The following is a 1263-nucleotide window of genomic DNA, read 5'->3' on the forward strand; positions in this document are numbered from 1 at the left end:
TGGCGGGACCGTCCACGGCATGGATGCCGTGGCCGAGCCCCCAGGGATGGGTTTACGGCGTGTCCCGCCATCTGTACCCGTCCCGCCAAACCCACAGCAACCCAGAGCCGCTTTGGCTTTGGCTTTGGCTTTGGCTTTGGCCGTTGCTTTCAGCTTCTGCTCGCCGCAGGCGGACCACCGCGCGTCAGCGCGGCACCTCCACATCCAGCCCGATCGGGCAGCTCACGCCGGTACCGCCAATGCCGCAGTAGCCGTTCGGGTTCTTGGCCAGGTACTGCTGGTGATAGTCCTCGGCGTAGTAGTACGTCGGTGCCGGATACACGATCTCGGTGGTGATCGGGCCATACCCCGCTGCAGCCAGCTGCGCCTGGTAGGCCTCGCCACTGGCCAGCGCCGCGGCGTACTGGGCCTCGTCGGTGGCGTGGATCGCCGAACGGTACTGGGTGCCGGTGTCGTTGCCCTGGCGCATGCCCTGGGTCGGGTCGTGGCTCTCCCAGAACAGCTGCAGCAGGCGCTCCAGGCTGACAACCGCCGGGTCGAACACCACCTGCACCACCTCGGTGTGGCCGGTCAGGCCCGAGCAGACCTCTTCATAGGTGGGGTTCGGGGTGATTCCACCGGCATAGCCCACCGAGGTGCTGTACACCCCCGGCTCGTTCCAGAATTTGCGCTCGGCACCCCAGAAGCAGCCCAGCGCGAAGCGGATCTGCTGCAGGCCGGCGAAACGGTCCTTCAGCGGATGGCTGTTCACGAAGTGCTGGTTGCTGTGCAGCGGCAGCGGCTGGTCGCGRCCCGGCAATGCCTCTTCCGGGCGCGGCAGGCGCTGCTTGAAGGCCCCGATGCCGAGGATGCCCTGTCCGATTCCCAACATGATGCGCTCCTACGCCGGAAGCCCGGCAATGTCGTCGGCATCTGAAATGGGGGCATCTGTGGCGTGGCCCAAGTCCAGCGCCGCCACGATGTCTTCGGCCTGTGGCCGCGCGGCGTCGGGGATACCGACCCGCAGCACGCCGAACAGCGGCAGCTCGCCCATGCCGCCCAGCAGCGACTCGCCGAACACGAACGCCGGGATGCCGGCGTCTTCCAGCGCGTGCTTGACCAGGTGGGCGTCGAACAGATTGTCGGCCTTGTACACGATGTGCATGCGGCAGCTCCGTGGGACAGGATTCCAGCATACGCCCGGGGGCTGAATGGTGCCGAGGGCGGCATCCGGGGGTTGCCGGCCAGCGGCCGGCACTACCCGTGTCGTCTGTAGTGCCGGCC

At 67.5% G+C, this 1263-nt stretch carries 2 protein-coding genes; both read right to left on the minus strand.

Annotation, left to right across the window (positions count from 1 at the left end; all coding sequences use genetic code 11):
* Positions 1-184: 184 nt before the first annotated feature.
* Entirely contained in the window at positions 185-850 is a 666-nt protein-coding gene (msrA, locus tag AB4Y84_RS21915) for a peptide-methionine (S)-S-oxide reductase MsrA (RefSeq protein ID WP_059066071.1), read from the minus strand.
* A 30-nt stretch (positions 851-880) separates the two neighbouring features.
* A complete protein-coding gene (locus AB4Y84_RS21920) occupies positions 881-1144 on the minus strand; it encodes a putative signal transducing protein (protein ID WP_117309590.1) in 264 nt (87 codons plus the stop codon).
* Positions 1145-1263: the final 119 nt, after the last annotated feature.

Origin of the sequence: Stenotrophomonas sp. 2YAF22, from assembly GCF_052114665.1 — a bacterium.
In the GTDB taxonomy this organism is placed as follows: domain Bacteria; phylum Pseudomonadota; class Gammaproteobacteria; order Xanthomonadales; family Xanthomonadaceae; genus Stenotrophomonas; species Stenotrophomonas indicatrix.